The sequence below is a fragment of the Peterkaempfera bronchialis genome, from assembly GCF_003258605.2.
Lineage (GTDB): Bacteria > Actinomycetota > Actinomycetes > Streptomycetales > Streptomycetaceae > Peterkaempfera > Peterkaempfera bronchialis.
The window spans coordinates 4434856-4449761 of record NZ_CP031264.1; the positions used below are offsets into that span (position 1 = coordinate 4434856).

Consider the following 14906-nt stretch of genomic DNA (forward strand, 5'->3'; position numbering starts at 1 on the left):
GACGAGGGGACTGCGCAGACCGGCGCGACCGTGGAGGCCGCGGAGACCGCAGGGACCGGGCGCGAGTCGATCGGCGACTGGGCGAAGTGCTCCGCCGACCCGCACTACCGCGACGCGGTGGTGGACCTGCTCGGCGCCCTGGCCTACGGCGAGCTCAGCGCCTTCGAGCGGCTGGCCGAGGACGCCAAGCTCGCGCCGAGCCTGGCCGACAAGGCGGCGCTGGCCGAGATGGCCTCCGCCGAGTTCCACCACTACCGCCTGCTGCGCGACCGGCTGGCGGCGGTCGACGCCGACCCGGAGCAGTCCATGCGGCCCTTTGTGGAGCCGCTGGACTCCTTCCACCGGATGACCGCCCCGGCGGACTGGCTGGAGGGCCTGGTCAAGGCATTCGTCGGCGACGCCATCGCCGCCGACTTCTACCGCGAGGTCGCGGTCCGGCTGGACGACGACACCCGTGACCTGGTGCTCGGCGTGATGGCGGACACCGGGCATGCGCAGTTCGCGGTGGCCAAGGTCCGCTCCGCCATCGACCGGGAGCCCCGGGTGGGCGGTCGGCTCGCCCTCTGGGGCCGGCGGCTGATGGGCGAGGCGCTCAGCCAGGCGCAGCGGGTGGTCGCCGAGCGGGACGCGCTCTCCAACCTGCTGATCGGCGGCGCCGAGGTGCGCGGCTTCGACCTGGTCGAGGTCGGCAAGATGTTCAACCGGATCACCGAGGCCCACACCAAGCGGATGGCGGCGCTGGGCCTGGCCTCCTGAGCCCGGTCGGACCTGTCGGACCTCTCAGGCGTTCAGTCGCTCAGGCGGTGCGCCGGCTGCGCGGCCCCCGGGGGCCGCGCCGCACCCGGTCCGGCCGGGCTAGCACCGAGACCAGCAGCACGGCGGCGACCACGCCCACGGCGGTCCGCAGCGGGGCGTGGGCGGGGCCCATGGCGGCCCGTACCACCAGCCCGGCGACCAGCGCGGACACCCCGCCGGTGAGCACCGTCAGGGAGCGCGGCGGGGGAAGTACGCGGGGAGGACCGCCACGGCGGCCGTCCCCACGAGCAGACCGGCCACGGCGAGGACGAGGGTCTCCGCGAGCATGGGGCGCCTCCTTGTACGTGCTGCTGGGTACGTACGTGCTGCTGGGTACGTACGTGCTGCTGGGTACGGGCTGCTGATCGACCGTGGCTGCCGGGTGCCGAGGCGCCCCCCTGCAAACGGCGCCAATCCGGGTCACAAAGGGCAGTACCCATTCACGCGGCGTGACATGCCTCGCGTGGCCCGCATGGCGAAGGCCCCGCTTCCGCAACTGCGGGAGCGGGGCCTTCGCGGGCCTGCCTCAGATGGTGCCGAAGCCCACCTTGCGCACCGTCTGCTCGCCGATCTCCACGTACGCCAGGCGCTCGGCCGGGACGATGACGCGGCGGCCGTGCTCATCGGCCAGCGTGAACAGCTTCTGGCCGCCCTCAAGCGCCTGGGCCACTGTCCGCTCGACCTCATCGGCAGTCTGCGAGCTTTCGAGAACGATCTCGCGAGCCGCGTTCTGCACGCCGATCTTGACCTCCACGGCTTCCCGTCCCTCCGGGGTTGCAGCGTTCCTCGCGCGGGGGTTGGCGGAACCGCGGCTCCTCCGCGCCGTACGCGCCCACCTTAACCGGGCGGGCGCCGCCGACGTGCATGACCGCAGGGACCGACCGGCACCGCTCAGTCGGCCTGCGGCGCGGGCTGAGAGCTGCCGTCCCCCGGCTCGCCCTCCTTCGCGGACGCGGGGCCCACCCCGTGCATGGGGAACCCCTTGAGGCCGCGCCAGGAGAGGCTGGAGACCAGCCGCACCGCCTCGTCGCGCGGGATCTCGCCGGACTCCCCGGACTCGGCCAGCCAGTAGCGCGCGGTGACCTGGCACATGCCGCAGACGCCCACGGCGAGCAGCATGGCCTCCTCCTCGGGCAGGTCGGTGTCCTCCGCGATCACCTTGCTGACCAGCGTCGCGGTCTCCCGGGTGACGCGCTCCACGCGCTCCTTGACCGCGTCCTCATTGGTCAGGTCGGACTCGAAGACCAGCCGGAAGGCGCCGGACTCGCTGGCGACATAGGTGAAGTACGCCTCGGTGGTGGCGGCCACCCGCTGCTTGTTGTCGGTGGTGGCCTCCAGCGCGGTGCGGATCGCCTCCACCAGGGCGTCGCAGTGCTTGTCCAGCAGCGCCAGATAGAGCTCCAACTTCCCGGGGAAGTGCTGGTACAGCACGGGTTTGCTGACGCCTGCGCGCTCGGCGATGTCGTCCATGGCAGCGGCGTGGTAACCCTGGGCGACGAACACCTCCTGGGCAGCGCCGAGCAGCTGGTTGCGGCGGGCGCTCCGCGGAAGGCGTCCAGTGCTCCTGCTGCCTGGGCGCGGGCGCTCGTCCGTGTCCTGGATGGCCGTCACGGCGCTCCTCACATCACGGTCAACGGCTCGCGGTGACGCCGTCCGGAACCGCAGGAGCGGGCCGCGCGTGCGCTGCGGCCCTCCGTCGGCCGGCCGGCGGCCGGGGCCGTGCGGTCGGTGCCTTGCAAGGTCCCCATCCTACTTTTGGGTAACCGCTCCTGCCCACGGTGGAGCGGAGAAAAGCGCAGCTCGCCCTTGTGGGAAAGCCACAACCCGCCCGTCGGCCGGGTCAGCGGTAGTCGTCCTCGTCCAGGTCGACCACCCTCCGCTGCTCGGTGGCGTCGGCCGGGTCGGCGTCGTACCCGGTGCGGCCGGTGTCCGGTTCGTCACGCTGCGGGCGCAGCTCCCGGTGCTGCTCCTGGGCGTCGGCCTCGGGCGCCTCCAGATCGAGTTCCTCGGCCTCCTCCGGCTCCTCCGTCTCCTCGAAGTCCTCGAAGTCGTCGGGGTCGGAGGGCTCGGGCCTGCCGGTGAGTGCCTCGTCGGGGAAGGGCCCCGGGGCGGTGCGGGGGCTGGCGCCGCGCGGCGTCGTGTCGGACATCGTGCCTCCCTGTGCCGGCCGCCCCACCGGGCCTCGGCCCGCCGGGGGCGGCCTTCTCTTGGCTGAGCACAGGAGAGCGTGCCCCGGGGTCCGCACCGGCACACCGGGCCGACCGGCCCTGCGCGCGGGTGGCGCAGCGGGGTGACGGCCGGGGGTGTGACGGCCGGGGGTGTGACGGGATGCACAGGGGAGGTCGTACGGCGGCCCCGCGCGCCCCCGGGGGTGCTGCGTAGCATCGGTCTCCATGACCAGCCGGCCGCAGACCCCGCCCCCGGTCCCGCACCAGGCCCCGCAGCAGGCCCCGTACCGGGCGCCCGAACACCCGCTGCGCACGGTGGCCGTGCCCGGCTGCACGCTGGCGGTCGGCGCGGTGGAGCCGCGCCGACCGGGGCTGCCGCCGGCCGTCCTGGTGCACGGCCTGGGCGGCTCCACCCAGAACTGGGCCGACCTGATGGCGGAGCTGAGCGGCGAGGTCCACGCCGAGGCCGTGGACCTGCCCGGGTTCGGGCACTCGGCGCCGCCGGACGACGGCGACCTCTCCGTCTCGGGGCATGTGCGCGCGGTCGTCTCCTATCTGGAGTCCGCCGACCGGGGCCCGGTGCACCTCTTCGGCAACTCGCTGGGCGGCGCGGTCGCGGTGCGGCTCGCGGCGCTCCGGCCCGACCTGGTGCGCACCCTGACGCTGGTCTCCCCGGCGCTGCCGGAGATCCCGCCGCAGCCGACCGCGCTGCCCACCGGCCTGCTGGCGGTGCCCGGCGTGCCCCGGCTCTTCGAGCGGCTCACCACCGGGCAGAGCGTGGAGCGGCGCACCGCCGGGCTCTTCGAGCTGATCTACGGCGACCCGGCGCTGATCCCGCAGGAGCGGCGGGAGGCGGCGGTGCAGGAGTACCGGCGGCGGATGGACCTGCCGTATGCCATGGATGTGCTGGCCCGCTCGGCGCGCGGCATCGTCCGGGCGTACACCGAGCGGGGCGGGCAGTCGCTCTGGCGGCAGGCTGAGCGGGTGCAGGCGCCGGTGCTGCTGGTGTACGGGCTGAAGGACAAGCTGGTGTCGTACCGCAGCGCCCGGCGGGCCTGCCTGGCCTTCCCGGACGCGCGGCTGCTGGTGCTGCCCGACTCCGGGCATGTGGCGATGATGGAGCACCCGCAGCAGGTGGCGCGGGCCTTCCGGGAGCTGCTGGCGGAGACCGGATCGGCTGCGGAACGGGCCGCTGGGCGCGGTGAGCTGACGGACGCTCAGCCGTAGATCCGGTGGCAGGTCCGCTCCTCGCTGCTGCCGGCCGGCCAGCGGCCGTAGCGGGTGCCGAGGTCGCAGACGGAGACCTTGCCGACGGGGCGTCCGCCGGTGCGCGGGCCGGGTTGGCCGCCGGAGTGGTGCGCTTGGGGGGCGTGCGGCTGCGGGTCGTGCGCCTGGGGTTTGTGCGCCTGGGGTTCGTGCGCCTGCGGGGTATGAGGCTGCGGGGCGTGCGGCCGGGGCGTGTTCGGGCCGGGTGTGCTCGGGTGGGGCGTGCCGGGTGAGGGCGCGGCGGCCGAGGACGGGGCGGGGCGCGAGGAGTCGGTGCCGTCGGGTCCGGTCTCGGCGACGCCGTAGTGCTCCACCGGGCGGCCGTCCTCACCGTCGGGGCTCCAGGTGGGGGTCGCGCGGGCGGTGACCCCGGCCGGGTCGGTGGTCCGGACGTCGCGCGGGGTGGTGGAGACGCAGCCGCAGAGCAGCGCCGCGCAGAGCAGGGCGAGCGGTGCCAGACGGGCGGGGCGGGCCGGGTGCGGGGTGGCAGGCATCGGGACTTCCTCCGGCGTGGACGGGTGGTGCCTCGCCCTGCGAACGAGTGGGCCGGGCGGGAGGATGTGCCTTTTGTGCCGGTACGCCCATCAATTTTGACTATTTACTTATGAGAGTTCAAAGTTTCTCTCATGGTTCGCACCGGTCCGTCCTGTCGCAGCGCCGCCTTCCGGCTGGCGCTCCTCGGCGTGGCCGCGCTCTGCGTCGCCGACGTCGACTGTCGCTGACGCGTCCTCAGGGCACCACGCCCCAGCCGCGAACCCAACTCCCCTCCCCGCCGGGCCGGTCGGCGTCCTGCCGCCGCGCCCCGCGCCGTTCCCCACCCCCGCGCGTCCCCGTCCCGGGACGACCGGAACCACCCCCGAGAGGTACTCCCATGAGCAAGTCCAGGGCCCTGTACGCGGCCACCGGTGTGGCGCTGCTGTCCAGCCTCGCCGTCGCCTGCGGCAGCGGCGGTGGCGGGGGTGGCGGCGGTACGGCCGGAAAGAAGGCGTTCGACCCCGCCGACTACCAGGGCGGCACCCTGACCGTGCTCAACCAGCGCGACCAGGGCCACTTCGACCCGGCGCGGCTGTACACCTCCGGCGGCGGCAAGATCCCCACGCTGGTGTTCCGCACGCTGACCACCCGCAACCACACCACCGACGGCCCCGACAGCGCCAAGCCGGTACCCGACCTGGCGACCGACCTCGGCACGCCCAGCGACGGCGCCAGGACCTGGACGTACCACCTCAAGGCGGGCCTGAAGTACGAGGACGGCACGCCCATCACGGCCCAGGACGTCAAGTACGGGATCGAGCGGTCCTTCGCCGCCGAACTGCCCGGCGGCGCCCCCTATCTGCGCGACTGGCTGATCGGCGGCGAGAGCTACCAGGGCCCGTACAAGGGCGGCAAGGAGCTGGACTCCATCGAGGTGCCGGACGACCGCACCATCGTCTTCCACCTGCGCAAGCCCGAGGGCGACTTCCCGTACCTGGCCACCGCCACCCAGTTCGCCCCGGTGCCCAAGGCCAAGGACACCGGCGTCAACTACGAGAAGCACCCGGTCTCCTCCGGCCCCTACAAGGTCGTCAGCAACGACCAGGGCAAGACCATCGTGCTGGACCGCAACCCCCACTGGTCGAAGCAGCTCGACGACCAGCGGCTGGCCGGACCGGACCGGATCGTGGTGCAGTCCGGCCTCGACCCGGCGGTGATCAACCAGCGGCTGGCCGGCAGCACCGGCGCCGACGCCAAGGCCGTCACCACCGACACCGACATCGACGCCTCCGTACTGGCCAGGCTGAACGGCCCGCAGGGGCTGAAGGACCGGGTGGCCACCGGCTACTTCGGCGAGACCTGGTACCTCGCCTTCAACACCAAGGCCAAGCCCTTCGACAACCAGAAGGTGCGCGAGGCGATCTCCTACGCCGTGGACCGCCAGTCGGTGGTCAACGCGGTCGGCGGCAGCGCCGTCGCCAAGCCCGCCACCACCTTCCTGCCCGACCAGAAGGCGTTCGGCTACACCCCGTACGACTACTTCCCCGGCGGCACCGCGGGCGACCCCGCCAAGGCCAGGCAGGTGCTGGCCGAGGCCGGCTACCCCGACGGCCTGACCATCACCCTCAGCCACACCACCCTGGCGGGCCAGGGCAGCGGCCCCGAGGTCGCCACCGCGATCCAGGAGGCCCTGAAGAAGGCCGGCATCACGGTCAGGCTCCAGGCGTCCGAGGCCAACGACTACTCCGAGAAGACCCAGAAGCCGGCCACCGAGCCGGGCCTCTTCCTCCAGAGCTGGGGCGCCGACTGGCCGTCCGGCGGCCCCTTCCTGGCCCCGGTCTTCGACGGCCGGCAGATCCTCAAGGACGGCGGCAACTTCAACGCCAGTCAGCTGGACGACCCGGCGGTCAACGCCGAGATCGACGCCGTCAACCAGATCACCGATCCGGCAGCCGCCGCGGAGCGCTGGGGCCGACTCGACGCCGACCTGGGCAGGCGGGCGCTGACCGTGCCGCTCTACCACCCCGTCTACAAGCGGCTCTTCGGCAAGGACGTCACCAACGCCTATGTCAGCCAGTGGAACGGGCTCTACGACCTGTCCCGCATCTCGGTGAAGTAGGGCGAGTGCCTTGACCGAGACCGCAACGGTCCTCGACCCCGCCGCCGAGGGCACCGCCCCTCGGCGGCGGGGCCAGGCCCTGCGGCGGCTGCGCCGCAACCGGGCCGCCCTGGCGGCGCTGGGCGTGATGCTGCTGCTGGTGCTCTTCGCCCTGGCGGCGCCGCTGCTGGCCGCACTTGAGGGCCAGGACTGGACCACCTTCCACAGCGACCTGATCGACTCCGCCACCGGGGGCGTACCGATCGGCCCCTTCGGCGGCGCGAGCGCCGACCACTGGCTGGGCGTGGAGCCCGGCACCGGCCGCGACGTCTTCGCCCGGCTCGCCTACGGCGCCCGGGTGTCGCTGGCCGTCGCGGTCGGTGCCACCGCCGTCCAGATCGCCCTCGGCACCCTGGTCGGACTGGCCGCCGGACTCGGCAACCGGCTCGCGGACACCGTGCTGAGCCGGACCATGGACCTGGTCATCGCCTTCCCCGAGCTGGTCTTCGCCATCGCGCTGATGGCGATCGTGCCGGAGAGCTTCCCCCGGCCGGTGCTGCTGACGCTGGTCATCGGCGCCCTCGGCTGGGGCTCGACCGCCCGTGTGGTCCGCGCCCAGGTGCTCTCGCTGCGCGGCCTGGACTATGTGGCCGCCGCCCGGCTCGGCGGCTCCGGGCGGTGGCGGGTGGCCCGCCGGGAGGTCCTGCCCGGACTGGCCGCACCCGTCATCACCTATGCGCTGCTGCGGCTGCCGGTCAATGTCGCCTACGAGGCAGGGCTCTCCTTCCTCGGCGTCGGCGTCCGGCCGCCCACCCCCTCCTGGGGCCAGATGCTCTCCACCGCCACCACCTGGTACGGCACCGACCCGACGTATGTGCTGCTGCCCGCCGGGCTGCTCTTCGCCACCGTGCTGGCCTTCACCGTCTTCGGCGACGGGCTGCGCACCGCCCTCGATCCGCGCGCCGCCTCCCGGCTGCGGGTCGGCACCCGGCGCCGCGCCAAGGACTGATCCCCCCATGCTCCGCTTCCTCCTCCGGCGCTCCGTCAGCACCGCACTGCTGCTGCTGGTGCTCTCCGCCGTGGTCTTCCTCCTCTTCTACGCATCCCCCGGCGACCCGGCGATCCTGGTCTGCGGCAAGGGCTGCGACGGCGAGCGGCTGGCCACCGTCCGGCACAAGCTCGGCACCGACCTGCCGCTCTGGCAGCAGTACGGGCACTTCCTCCAGGGCCTGGTGGCCGGCCGCGACTATGACGCGGGCACCGACATCACGCACTGCGCCGCGCCCTGCTTCGGCTACTCCTTCCAGACCGACCAGCCGGTGCTGGGGATGATCACCAGCAAGCTGCCGGTGGACATCTCGCTCACCCTGGGCGCCATGGTGATCTGGCTGGTCGTCGGCGTCGGCACCGGGCTGCTGTCGGCGCTGCGGCGCGGCGGCGTCACCGAGCGGCTGCTCACCGCCCTCACCCTGGGCGGCATGTCCACCCCGGTCTTTCTGATCGGCCTGCTGCTGATGATGCTCTTCTGTTCCTACCTGGGCTGGCTGCCCTACCCGCAGTACGTGCCGATCGGCGACGGCCCGGCCCGGTGGGCGGCCAACCTGGTGCTGCCCTGGCTGTCGCTGGCGCTGATCAGCGCCGCCGCGTACGCCCGGATGACGCGCAGCTCCATGCTGGAAACGCTGGCCGAGGACCACATCCGCACCGCGCGGGCGTATGGGCTCTCCGAGCGGCGCATCGTCGCGGGGCACGCCCTGCGCGGCGCCCTCACGCCGGTGGTCACGCTGCTGGCGATCGACGTCGGCGGCATGCTGGGCGGCGCCACGCTCACCGAGTCGGTCTTCGGGTTCGACGGGCTGGGGCGGCTGCTGGTGGACTCGGTCAACCACATCGACCTGCCGGTGGTGGTCGGGGTGACGCTCTTCGCCGCCTTCTTCATCGTGATCGCCAACGCCGTCGCGGATGTGCTGTACGCGGTGGCCGACCCGAGGGTGGCCCTGGCATGACGGACGAGCTGCTGCCGGACGAGGCTCTTGTGGCTGTGCGCGACCTGCGGGTCGCCTTCCCCTCGGCGACCGGCTCGGCGACCGGCGCCGTCACCGCCGTGGACGGCCTCTCCTTCTCGCTCCGGGCGGGCCGCTCGCTGGGCCTGGTGGGGGAGTCCGGCTCCGGCAAGAGCACGGCCGCCTTTGCGCTGCTCGGGATGCACCGGGGCACCGGCGCGGAGGTCTCGGGCAGCGTACGGGTGGCCGGGACGGAGGTGAACACCGCGACCGACGGCGAACTGCGGCGGCTGCGCGGCAACCGGATCGCCATGGTCTTCCAGGACCCGCTCTCCGCCCTGGACCCCTTCTGGTCGGTCGGCGACCAGATCGCGGAGGTCCACCGGGTGCACACCGGCGCCTCCCGCCGGGCGGCTCGGGCGCGGGCCGTGCGGATGCTGGACCGGGTGGGCATCCCCGACGCGGCGCGGCGGGCCGGGGCCCATCCGCATGAGTTCTCCGGCGGTATGCGGCAGCGGGCGCTGATCGCCATGGCGCTGGCCTGCGAACCCGAGGTGCTGGTCGCCGACGAACCCACCACCGCGCTGGATGTCACCGTGCAGGCGCAGATCCTGGACCTGCTGCACGACCTGCGGCAGGAGACCGGCATGGCGCTGCTGCTGGTCACCCATGACCTGGGCGTGGTGGCCGGGGCCACCGACGAGGTGCTGGTGATGCAGGGTGGCCGCGCGGTCGAGCGGGGCGGCGTGGAGTCCGTGCTGCGCGCCCCCGGACAGCCGTACACCAGGGAGCTGATCGCGGCGGTCCCGCGCCTGGAGTCCCCGCGCCGGGAGCCGGCGGATGTGGCGGCGGAGGACGGCGGGGTGCTGTTGCGGGTCGAGGAGCTGCATCGGCACTACCCGGCGCCGCGCGGCGCTGCCGATTCCGCCGATTCCGCCGGTCCCGCCGCCGGGCTGGGGCGGCTGCTCGGGCGGCGGCCGGTGCACCGTGCGGTGGACGGCGTCACGCTGGAGGTGCGGCGCGGCGAGACGCTGGGCATCGTCGGCGAGAGCGGCAGCGGCAAGACCACCCTCGGCCGGATGATGGTGCGGCTGCTGGAACCCACCTCCGGCCGCATCCTCTTCGAGGGCCGGGACCTCGCCCGGGCCGGTGAGCGCGCGCTGCGGCCGGTCCGGCGGGACCTCCAGATGGTCTTCCAGGACCCGGTCTCCTCGCTCAACCCGCGCCGCTCCATCGGCGACTCCATCGCCGAACCGCTGCTGGCGGCCGGGTCCGGCGGCGCTGAGGCCCGGGCCGAGGCGCGCGAGCTGCTGGAGCGGGTCGGGCTGCCCGCCGCCTGGTACGACCGCTATCCGCACGAGTTCTCCGGCGGGCAGCGCCAGCGGGTGGGCATCGCGCGGGCGCTGGCGGTACGGCCCAAGCTGATCGTCTGCGACGAGCCGGTCTCCGCGCTGGACGTCTCCACCCAGGCGCAGGTGGTGCGGCTGCTGGGCGAACTCCAGCGGGACCTCGGGCTGACCCTGGTCTTCATCGCCCATGACCTGGCGGTGGTCCGGCAGGTCAGCGACCGGGTGGCGGTGATGCGGCAGGGGCAGGTGGTGGAGCAGGGCGACGCCGACACGGTGTACGACTCCCCGCAGCACCCCTACACCCGCCGGCTGCTGGCGGCCGTACCGGTGCTGGACCCGGCCGAGTCGACGGCCCGCCGGCAGGCCCGCCGGGCCCTGCGCAGCCTGGACGGCGACGCGGACGGCGACGCGGACCGCGCCGGGAGCGTGGCGATGGCCTGAGAGCGGGACCGGGTGTGTGCAGAGGGGTGCCGTCGGCGGGGGCAGAGGTTACCGACATTCACTCCTTCAGGTGGCGATCACGCAGGTGACCGACGAACTGTCAGTAGTCGCACCTACCGTCTTGGTGTCGGACCGAACAGGCGTCGGGGCACGCCTCATCGCGGTTCCGTGGCATGCGTGGTGGAGGCGGGCCCGGTGGGCCCTGGGGCGCGGCGGATCCGCCGCGCGGTGTCGCTGTACCCGTTCGATCCCTCTCGCCGCCCTGGACTGCCTTGGAGGTCGTTGTGCGCATTGCGCTGCTCACCGAGAGTGCCGATCCCGGCACTGTCCGGTGGTGCGAACGGCTGGTCCGCAGCCTGCCCGAGTACGCCTTCCAACACGTCGGGCCGGGTCCGCGCCGACCCCATCCCCGTCGAGGTCCGCGCGGGCGGGCCCGGGTCCGCTGCCTGCGCTCCTATGAGGCGCTGGTGCGCGCGCTGGTCGACCCCCGGGAGAGCGACGGGTTCCCCGCAGCGCTGTACGCCCTGGCCGAGTCGGCCGGCGACCGGGGCCTCGCCGCCGCCCTGCCCGCGCCCGACGACGCGCAGCGGGTGCTGGAGCGGGCCTGGCGGTCCCCGGGCGCGGGAGAGGCGGCGGCCGACCCGACGGTCCGCGATGTACTGACCGCCGCCGACCTGCTGGATCGCTGCCTACGGCCCGCCGCCGTGCCCTGGTGCCGGGATGCTGCGGACCCACCCGACCTCTGCCATGTCGTGGACGGCGGGCCCACCGCCCTTCCGGCCCTGCTTGCCCGGCGGCTGCACGGCACCCCGTTCGTGGTCAGCGACCGCCGACTGCATCTGCGGGAGCAGTACCTCGACCGCACGGCCGGGCAGCACCGCACGCCGGGGCGGGCGCTGCTGCTCACCTTCCTCCGGCTGCTGGCGCAGGAGACCGGGCGGCAGGCCGCGCTGACCCTCCCGGCCGACGAGCACAGCCTGCGCTGGCAGCAGCGGTGCGGCGCCGACCCGGCCAGGACGCGGCTGGTCCGCGACGGCATCGCGGACCCCGGCCACCCCGCCGCCGGTCCCGAGCCGGAGGCCCCGACACTGCTCTGGGTGCGTACCCCGGGTGACACCTGCCCGCCCGAGGCGCTGCGGGCCGCCTTCGCCCGGGTACGGGAGCAGGTCCCCGCCGCCCAGCTGCGGATGTACGACGCCGAGCCGACGGACCCGCCGGGACCGGGGCTGGTGTACGGCGAGGGCAGTGTGGTGCTGCTGCCCGCGCCTGCCCTGCCCCGGCCCGAGCCGCTGGTTGCGGCGATGCTCAGCGGCCGGGCCGTGATCGCCGGGGACCTCGGGGTCGCTCGGGAGGTGGTCGGCCCCGCCGGGCTGCTGATCCCGCCCGGCGACCCGCAGGCCCTGGCCGACGCCTGCACCGCCCTGCTGTGCGACCCGGAGCGCCGCGCCCGGTTGGGTACGGCCGGCCGGCAGCGGGCCCAGGAGCTCTACTCGGCCGAGGCTGCCGCCGACGCCTTTCGCACGGCCTACCTCGACGCCGTCTCCCGCTGGCCCGCCTTCCCCACCGCCGGCGGCCGGACGGCGGAGCCCTTCGCCCGCCCCGCCGAATACTGGGCGGCCGCCCCACTCCCCGAACGGGAGACCGCATGACCCCCCGCTGCCCCACCCCCGCCCGCCGTGGCCCGGCTGCCCGCCGCACTGCCGTCGCCTGCTGCGGCCCGGCTGCCTGCCGCCCCATTCCCGTCCGCCGCGCCCTGGCTGCCCGCCGCCCGACCGCCGTCTGCTGTGGCACCGCTGCCCGCCGTACCGCTCTCGTTCGCCGTGGCCTGGCTGCTCGCCGTACCGCCGTCGTCTGCTGCGGCCCGGCTGCCTGTCGCACTGCCGCCGTTAGGTATGGCGCGGCTGCTCGCCGTACCGCCGTCATTCGGTGTGGCACCGCTGCCCGCCGTACTGCCGTCGTCCGGTGTGGGCCCTTTGCCCGCCGCCTGACCGCCGTCCGGTGCGGCATTCCCGTGGTCCGGCCGGGGAGACCGCTCGCCGCCGCATCCGACCGGGAGACCGGCATGACCTTGACCCCTGTGCAGGTTGGGACCCGTCCGGAGGGAGCCCGATGAGCGCCCACCGGCCCAGGCTCCCCGAGGGCGACCCGGTGCGCCGCCTCATGGAACGCCACCGCGAACTCTGCGAGACCGCCACCCACCCGCTGGAGATCGCCGCCGGGCTGGAGGCGGCCGGAGTGGGGCCCGCAGCGGTCGCTCGCTGCCGTCACGCCGATGTCTTCTCGCTCGCCGAGGAGCTGTACGCCAGGGTCCCCCGGCGGCCCGCCGCCCTGGGAGCTGCCGGTGCGGCCGACCCCTGGCGGCGCCGCGCCGGGGCGAGCCTGCTCGCCGCCGTGCTCTATGCGCTGCCCTGCGGCGCCTTCGCCGCGATCAGGGCGGTGGCACCGCAGTCCTCGCCGCTGGCGCTGCTCTCGGCCGCCGCCGTCGCCGGGGTCTGGTACGCCGCGACGGCGCTGGAGACCGCCCGCTGGCAGGGCGGCGGCGGCCGCAGCCACACCGGTCCGCCCGGTCCGCAGCCGACCCTGCGGGCGATCTCTGCGGCGGGCATCGGCGCGGTGCTGGTGATGCCGCTGGTGCTGCCCTTCGCCGGTGCGGGCGACCCCGCCCCGCCGACGGCCCCGGCCGCCCTGGCGGTCGGCATGGGGGCGGCCGAGTGGTGCGCCCGCTGGTTCCGGCACACCGGGCAGGTCCATCTGGACACGGCGGCCACGCGCCGTGAGTTCCGCCGCCGGATGGCCCCGGTGCTGCCGGTGGCCGTGGCCCTGCACCTGGGCGCCGTCGCCCTGCTCACCTGGGCGGTGCTCGCCCTACTGCCGCCGCACGGCGCGGCGGGCTCCTTCGGCGGGCCGCAGTGGGCGGCGCAGACCGCCGCCGCGCTGCTGCTGGTCCTCGTCCTGTTGCTGCTCCGCTGCGGCCGTACCGGGCCCGCCGCCGCCGGGCCGGCCCTGGCGGTCGCCTGCACCGGCCTGCTGCTGGCGGTGCGGACGCTGCCCTGGGACCTCCCCGGACGCGCCCTGCTCACCGCGTACGACCCGGTGGCCGTCCCCCTGGTCGGCTGCGGGGCGGCCGGGGCGCTGCTGCTCCCCTGGGCCTGGGTCGCGCTCACCCGCCCCGGGGCCCATCGCGGTGCGCCGCCGCCCCCGGACCCGTCACCGACCCCTGCTCGATCCGGGCTCCCCGCCCGGACCCCGCTCACGGAAGGACCTACCCCCTCATGAGGGTGCTGCTGCTGGGCGCGGACGGCTTCATCGGCCGCCGCGTCGCCGACCGACTGCTCGCCGACCCCGAGCTCCAGGTCACCGTCCTCGGTCGGCGCGACACGGCGGACATCCGCTTCGACCTCGCCGCCGGCAGCCCGGGAGCGCTGGCCCGCTTCCTCGACGCGGTGATGCCCCGGGTGATCATCAACTGCGCCGGTGCCACCTATGGCAGCCCCCGCACCCTGACCCGCAGCAACACCGTGGCGGTGGCCACCGTCTGCGAGGCCGTCCGGCGCAGCCACGAGCCCGCCCGCCTGATCCATGTGGGGTCCGCCGCCGAGTACGGACCGGGTCCCGTGGGCAGCCCCATCCCGGAGAGCGCCGAGCCGCGCCCTGTCGGCCCGTATGGCGTGACCAAGCTGGCCGGTACCGAGCTGGTGCTCTCCTCCGGGCTGGACGCGGCGGTGCTGCGGGTCTTCGACGCGGTCGGTCCCGGGCTGCCCACCGGCTCGCTCTTCGGCCGCCTCGCGGAGGGGCTGCGGCGCGCTCTGGAGCGCGGCGACTCCCAACTGCGCACCGCCGACCTGTCGGCCTACCGCGACTTCGTGGACGTCCGGGACGTGGCGCGGGCCGTGCAGGCGGCTGCGGTGTCGGCCGCCACCGGTGTGATCAACGTGGGCAGCGGCGCCGGGGTGCGGGTCCGTGACGCCGCCCAACTGCTGGTCCGCGCCTCCGGGTTCGAGGGCCGCCTGGTGGAGGAGAGCCGCCCCGGCGGTGCCCCGGTGGTCCCGGTCCCCGCCCCGACCGGCGACACCCCGCCCCCCGAGCCCCGCCCGCTCCCCGACCCCGTTCCCTGGCGTCAGGCCGACATCCGCACCGCCCGCGACCGCCTCGGCTGGCGTTCCCGTATCCCGCTGGAGGAGTCGCTGGCCGACATCTGGACCGAGACCGCCTGCCGCGTCTGACCCGGGCGGGCGGGCGGACCGGACAGGCCGGACAGGCCGGACAGGCCGGGAAGACCAGGCGGACCGGGCGGCGGCGGAGGCGTTCCACC

16 protein-coding genes are annotated in these 14906 nt (G+C 74.8%); 11 read left to right on the forward strand and 5 right to left on the reverse strand.

What is annotated here, in order from left to right; all coding sequences use genetic code 11:
- Positions 1-30 precede the first annotated feature (30 nt).
- Positions 31-756, forward strand: coding sequence for a ferritin-like fold-containing protein (locus tag C7M71_RS19805; RefSeq protein ID WP_407675993.1), 726 nt, complete (start codon positions 31-33; stop codon positions 754-756).
- 40 nt (positions 757-796) lie between these two features.
- On the opposite strand, the gene C7M71_RS19810 is transcribed toward C7M71_RS19805, so the two are convergent.
- The 4 genes from C7M71_RS19810 to C7M71_RS19825 form a co-directional block, all read right to left on the reverse strand.
- Positions 797-967, reverse strand: a complete 171-nt coding sequence (locus C7M71_RS19810) for a hypothetical protein (RefSeq protein ID WP_162824309.1) — start codon at positions 965-967, stop codon at positions 797-799.
- 354 nt (positions 968-1321) lie between these two features.
- Positions 1322-1549, reverse strand: coding sequence for a DUF3107 domain-containing protein (locus C7M71_RS19815; RefSeq protein ID WP_111492141.1), 228 nt, complete (start codon positions 1547-1549; stop codon positions 1322-1324).
- 137 nt (positions 1550-1686) lie between these two features.
- On the reverse strand, positions 1687-2406 hold the full coding sequence (locus C7M71_RS19820) for a TetR/AcrR family transcriptional regulator (protein ID WP_111492140.1): 720 nt from the start codon (positions 2404-2406) through the stop codon (positions 1687-1689).
- A 229-nt stretch (positions 2407-2635) separates the two neighbouring features.
- Positions 2636-2944 carry a hypothetical protein gene (locus C7M71_RS19825; protein WP_322975180.1) on the reverse strand — a complete coding sequence of 103 codons (309 nt, stop codon included), beginning with the start codon at positions 2942-2944 and terminating at the stop codon, positions 2636-2638.
- A gap of 244 nt (positions 2945-3188) precedes the next feature.
- Here C7M71_RS19825 and C7M71_RS19830 point away from each other — a divergent pair, with 244 nt between their 5' ends.
- Complete coding sequence (locus C7M71_RS19830) at positions 3189-4190, forward strand: alpha/beta fold hydrolase (RefSeq protein ID WP_111492139.1); 1002 nt, start codon at positions 3189-3191, stop codon at positions 4188-4190.
- On the opposite strand, the gene C7M71_RS19835 is transcribed toward C7M71_RS19830, so the two are convergent.
- Positions 4181-4723 carry a hypothetical protein gene (locus tag C7M71_RS19835; protein ID WP_111492138.1) on the reverse strand — a complete coding sequence of 181 codons (543 nt, stop codon included), beginning with the start codon at positions 4721-4723 and terminating at the stop codon, positions 4181-4183. The two genes, C7M71_RS19830 and C7M71_RS19835, sit on opposite strands and share 10 nt — an antisense overlap.
- A 132-nt stretch (positions 4724-4855) precedes the next feature.
- Between C7M71_RS19835 and C7M71_RS32950 the strand changes: the two genes are divergently transcribed.
- The 9 genes from C7M71_RS32950 to C7M71_RS19870 all read left to right on the forward strand — a co-directional run bounded on the left by C7M71_RS32950 (position 4856) and on the right by C7M71_RS19870 (position 14817).
- Positions 4856-4951: an Ms4533A family Cys-rich leader peptide gene (locus C7M71_RS32950; RefSeq protein WP_322975181.1), complete on the forward strand. Its 96-nt coding sequence runs from the start codon at positions 4856-4858 to the stop codon at positions 4949-4951.
- A gap of 149 nt (positions 4952-5100) precedes the next feature.
- A complete protein-coding gene (locus tag C7M71_RS19840) occupies positions 5101-6822 on the forward strand; it encodes an ABC transporter substrate-binding protein (RefSeq protein ID WP_111492137.1) in 1722 nt (573 codons plus the stop codon).
- Positions 6823-6832: 10 nt separating this feature from the next.
- Positions 6833-7810: an ABC transporter permease gene (locus C7M71_RS19845; RefSeq protein ID WP_111492136.1), complete on the forward strand. Its 978-nt coding sequence runs from the start codon at positions 6833-6835 to the stop codon at positions 7808-7810.
- A gap of 7 nt (positions 7811-7817) precedes the next feature.
- Positions 7818-8807: an ABC transporter permease gene (locus tag C7M71_RS19850; RefSeq protein WP_111492135.1), complete on the forward strand. Its 990-nt coding sequence runs from the start codon at positions 7818-7820 to the stop codon at positions 8805-8807.
- On the forward strand, positions 8804-10594 hold the full coding sequence (locus C7M71_RS19855) for an ABC transporter ATP-binding protein (protein ID WP_111492134.1): 1791 nt from the start codon (positions 8804-8806) through the stop codon (positions 10592-10594). The genes C7M71_RS19850 and C7M71_RS19855 overlap by 4 nt, the downstream gene beginning before the upstream one ends.
- 284 nt (positions 10595-10878) lie before the next feature.
- Positions 10879-12243, forward strand: a complete 1365-nt coding sequence (locus C7M71_RS19860; RefSeq protein ID WP_162824310.1) for a glycosyltransferase — start codon at positions 10879-10881, stop codon at positions 12241-12243.
- A 27-nt stretch (positions 12244-12270) separates the two neighbouring features.
- Positions 12271-12582 (forward strand): hypothetical protein, encoded by a 312-nt coding sequence (locus C7M71_RS30765; protein WP_162824311.1) that lies wholly within the window; start codon positions 12271-12273, stop codon positions 12580-12582.
- Positions 12583-12703: 121 nt separating this feature from the next.
- On the forward strand, positions 12704-13870 hold the full coding sequence (locus C7M71_RS19865) for a hypothetical protein (RefSeq protein ID WP_114914451.1): 1167 nt from the start codon (positions 12704-12706) through the stop codon (positions 13868-13870).
- A complete protein-coding gene (locus tag C7M71_RS19870; protein ID WP_111493295.1) occupies positions 13867-14817 on the forward strand; it encodes an NAD-dependent epimerase/dehydratase family protein in 951 nt (316 codons plus the stop codon). Before C7M71_RS19865 ends, C7M71_RS19870 begins: the two co-directional genes overlap by 4 nt.
- The last annotated feature ends 89 nt before the right edge of the window (positions 14818-14906 follow it).

Bases quoted from the DNA above. Each gene is read 5' to 3' on its own strand.
- C7M71_RS19870 (WP_111493295.1), top strand. From the start codon at position 13,867: ATGAGGGTGCTGCTGCTGGGCGCGGACGGCTTCATCGGCCGCCGCGTC.
- C7M71_RS19855 (WP_111492134.1), top strand. From the start codon at position 8,804: ATGACGGACGAGCTGCTGCCGGACGAGGCTCTTGTGGCTGTGCGCGAC.
- C7M71_RS19830 (WP_111492139.1), top strand. From the start codon at position 3,189: ATGACCAGCCGGCCGCAGACCCCGCCCCCGGTCCCGCACCAGGCCCCG.
- C7M71_RS19840 (WP_111492137.1), top strand. From the start codon at position 5,101: ATGAGCAAGTCCAGGGCCCTGTACGCGGCCACCGGTGTGGCGCTGCTG.
- C7M71_RS19825 (WP_322975180.1), bottom strand. From the start codon at position 2,944: ATGTCCGACACGACGCCGCGCGGCGCCAGCCCCCGCACCGCCCCGGGG.
- C7M71_RS19850 (WP_111492135.1), top strand. From the start codon at position 7,818: ATGCTCCGCTTCCTCCTCCGGCGCTCCGTCAGCACCGCACTGCTGCTG.
- C7M71_RS32950 (WP_322975181.1), top strand. From the start codon at position 4,856: ATGGTTCGCACCGGTCCGTCCTGTCGCAGCGCCGCCTTCCGGCTGGCG.
- C7M71_RS19865 (WP_114914451.1), top strand. From the start codon at position 12,704: ATGAGCGCCCACCGGCCCAGGCTCCCCGAGGGCGACCCGGTGCGCCGC.
- C7M71_RS19835 (WP_111492138.1), bottom strand. From the start codon at position 4,723: ATGCCTGCCACCCCGCACCCGGCCCGCCCCGCCCGTCTGGCACCGCTC.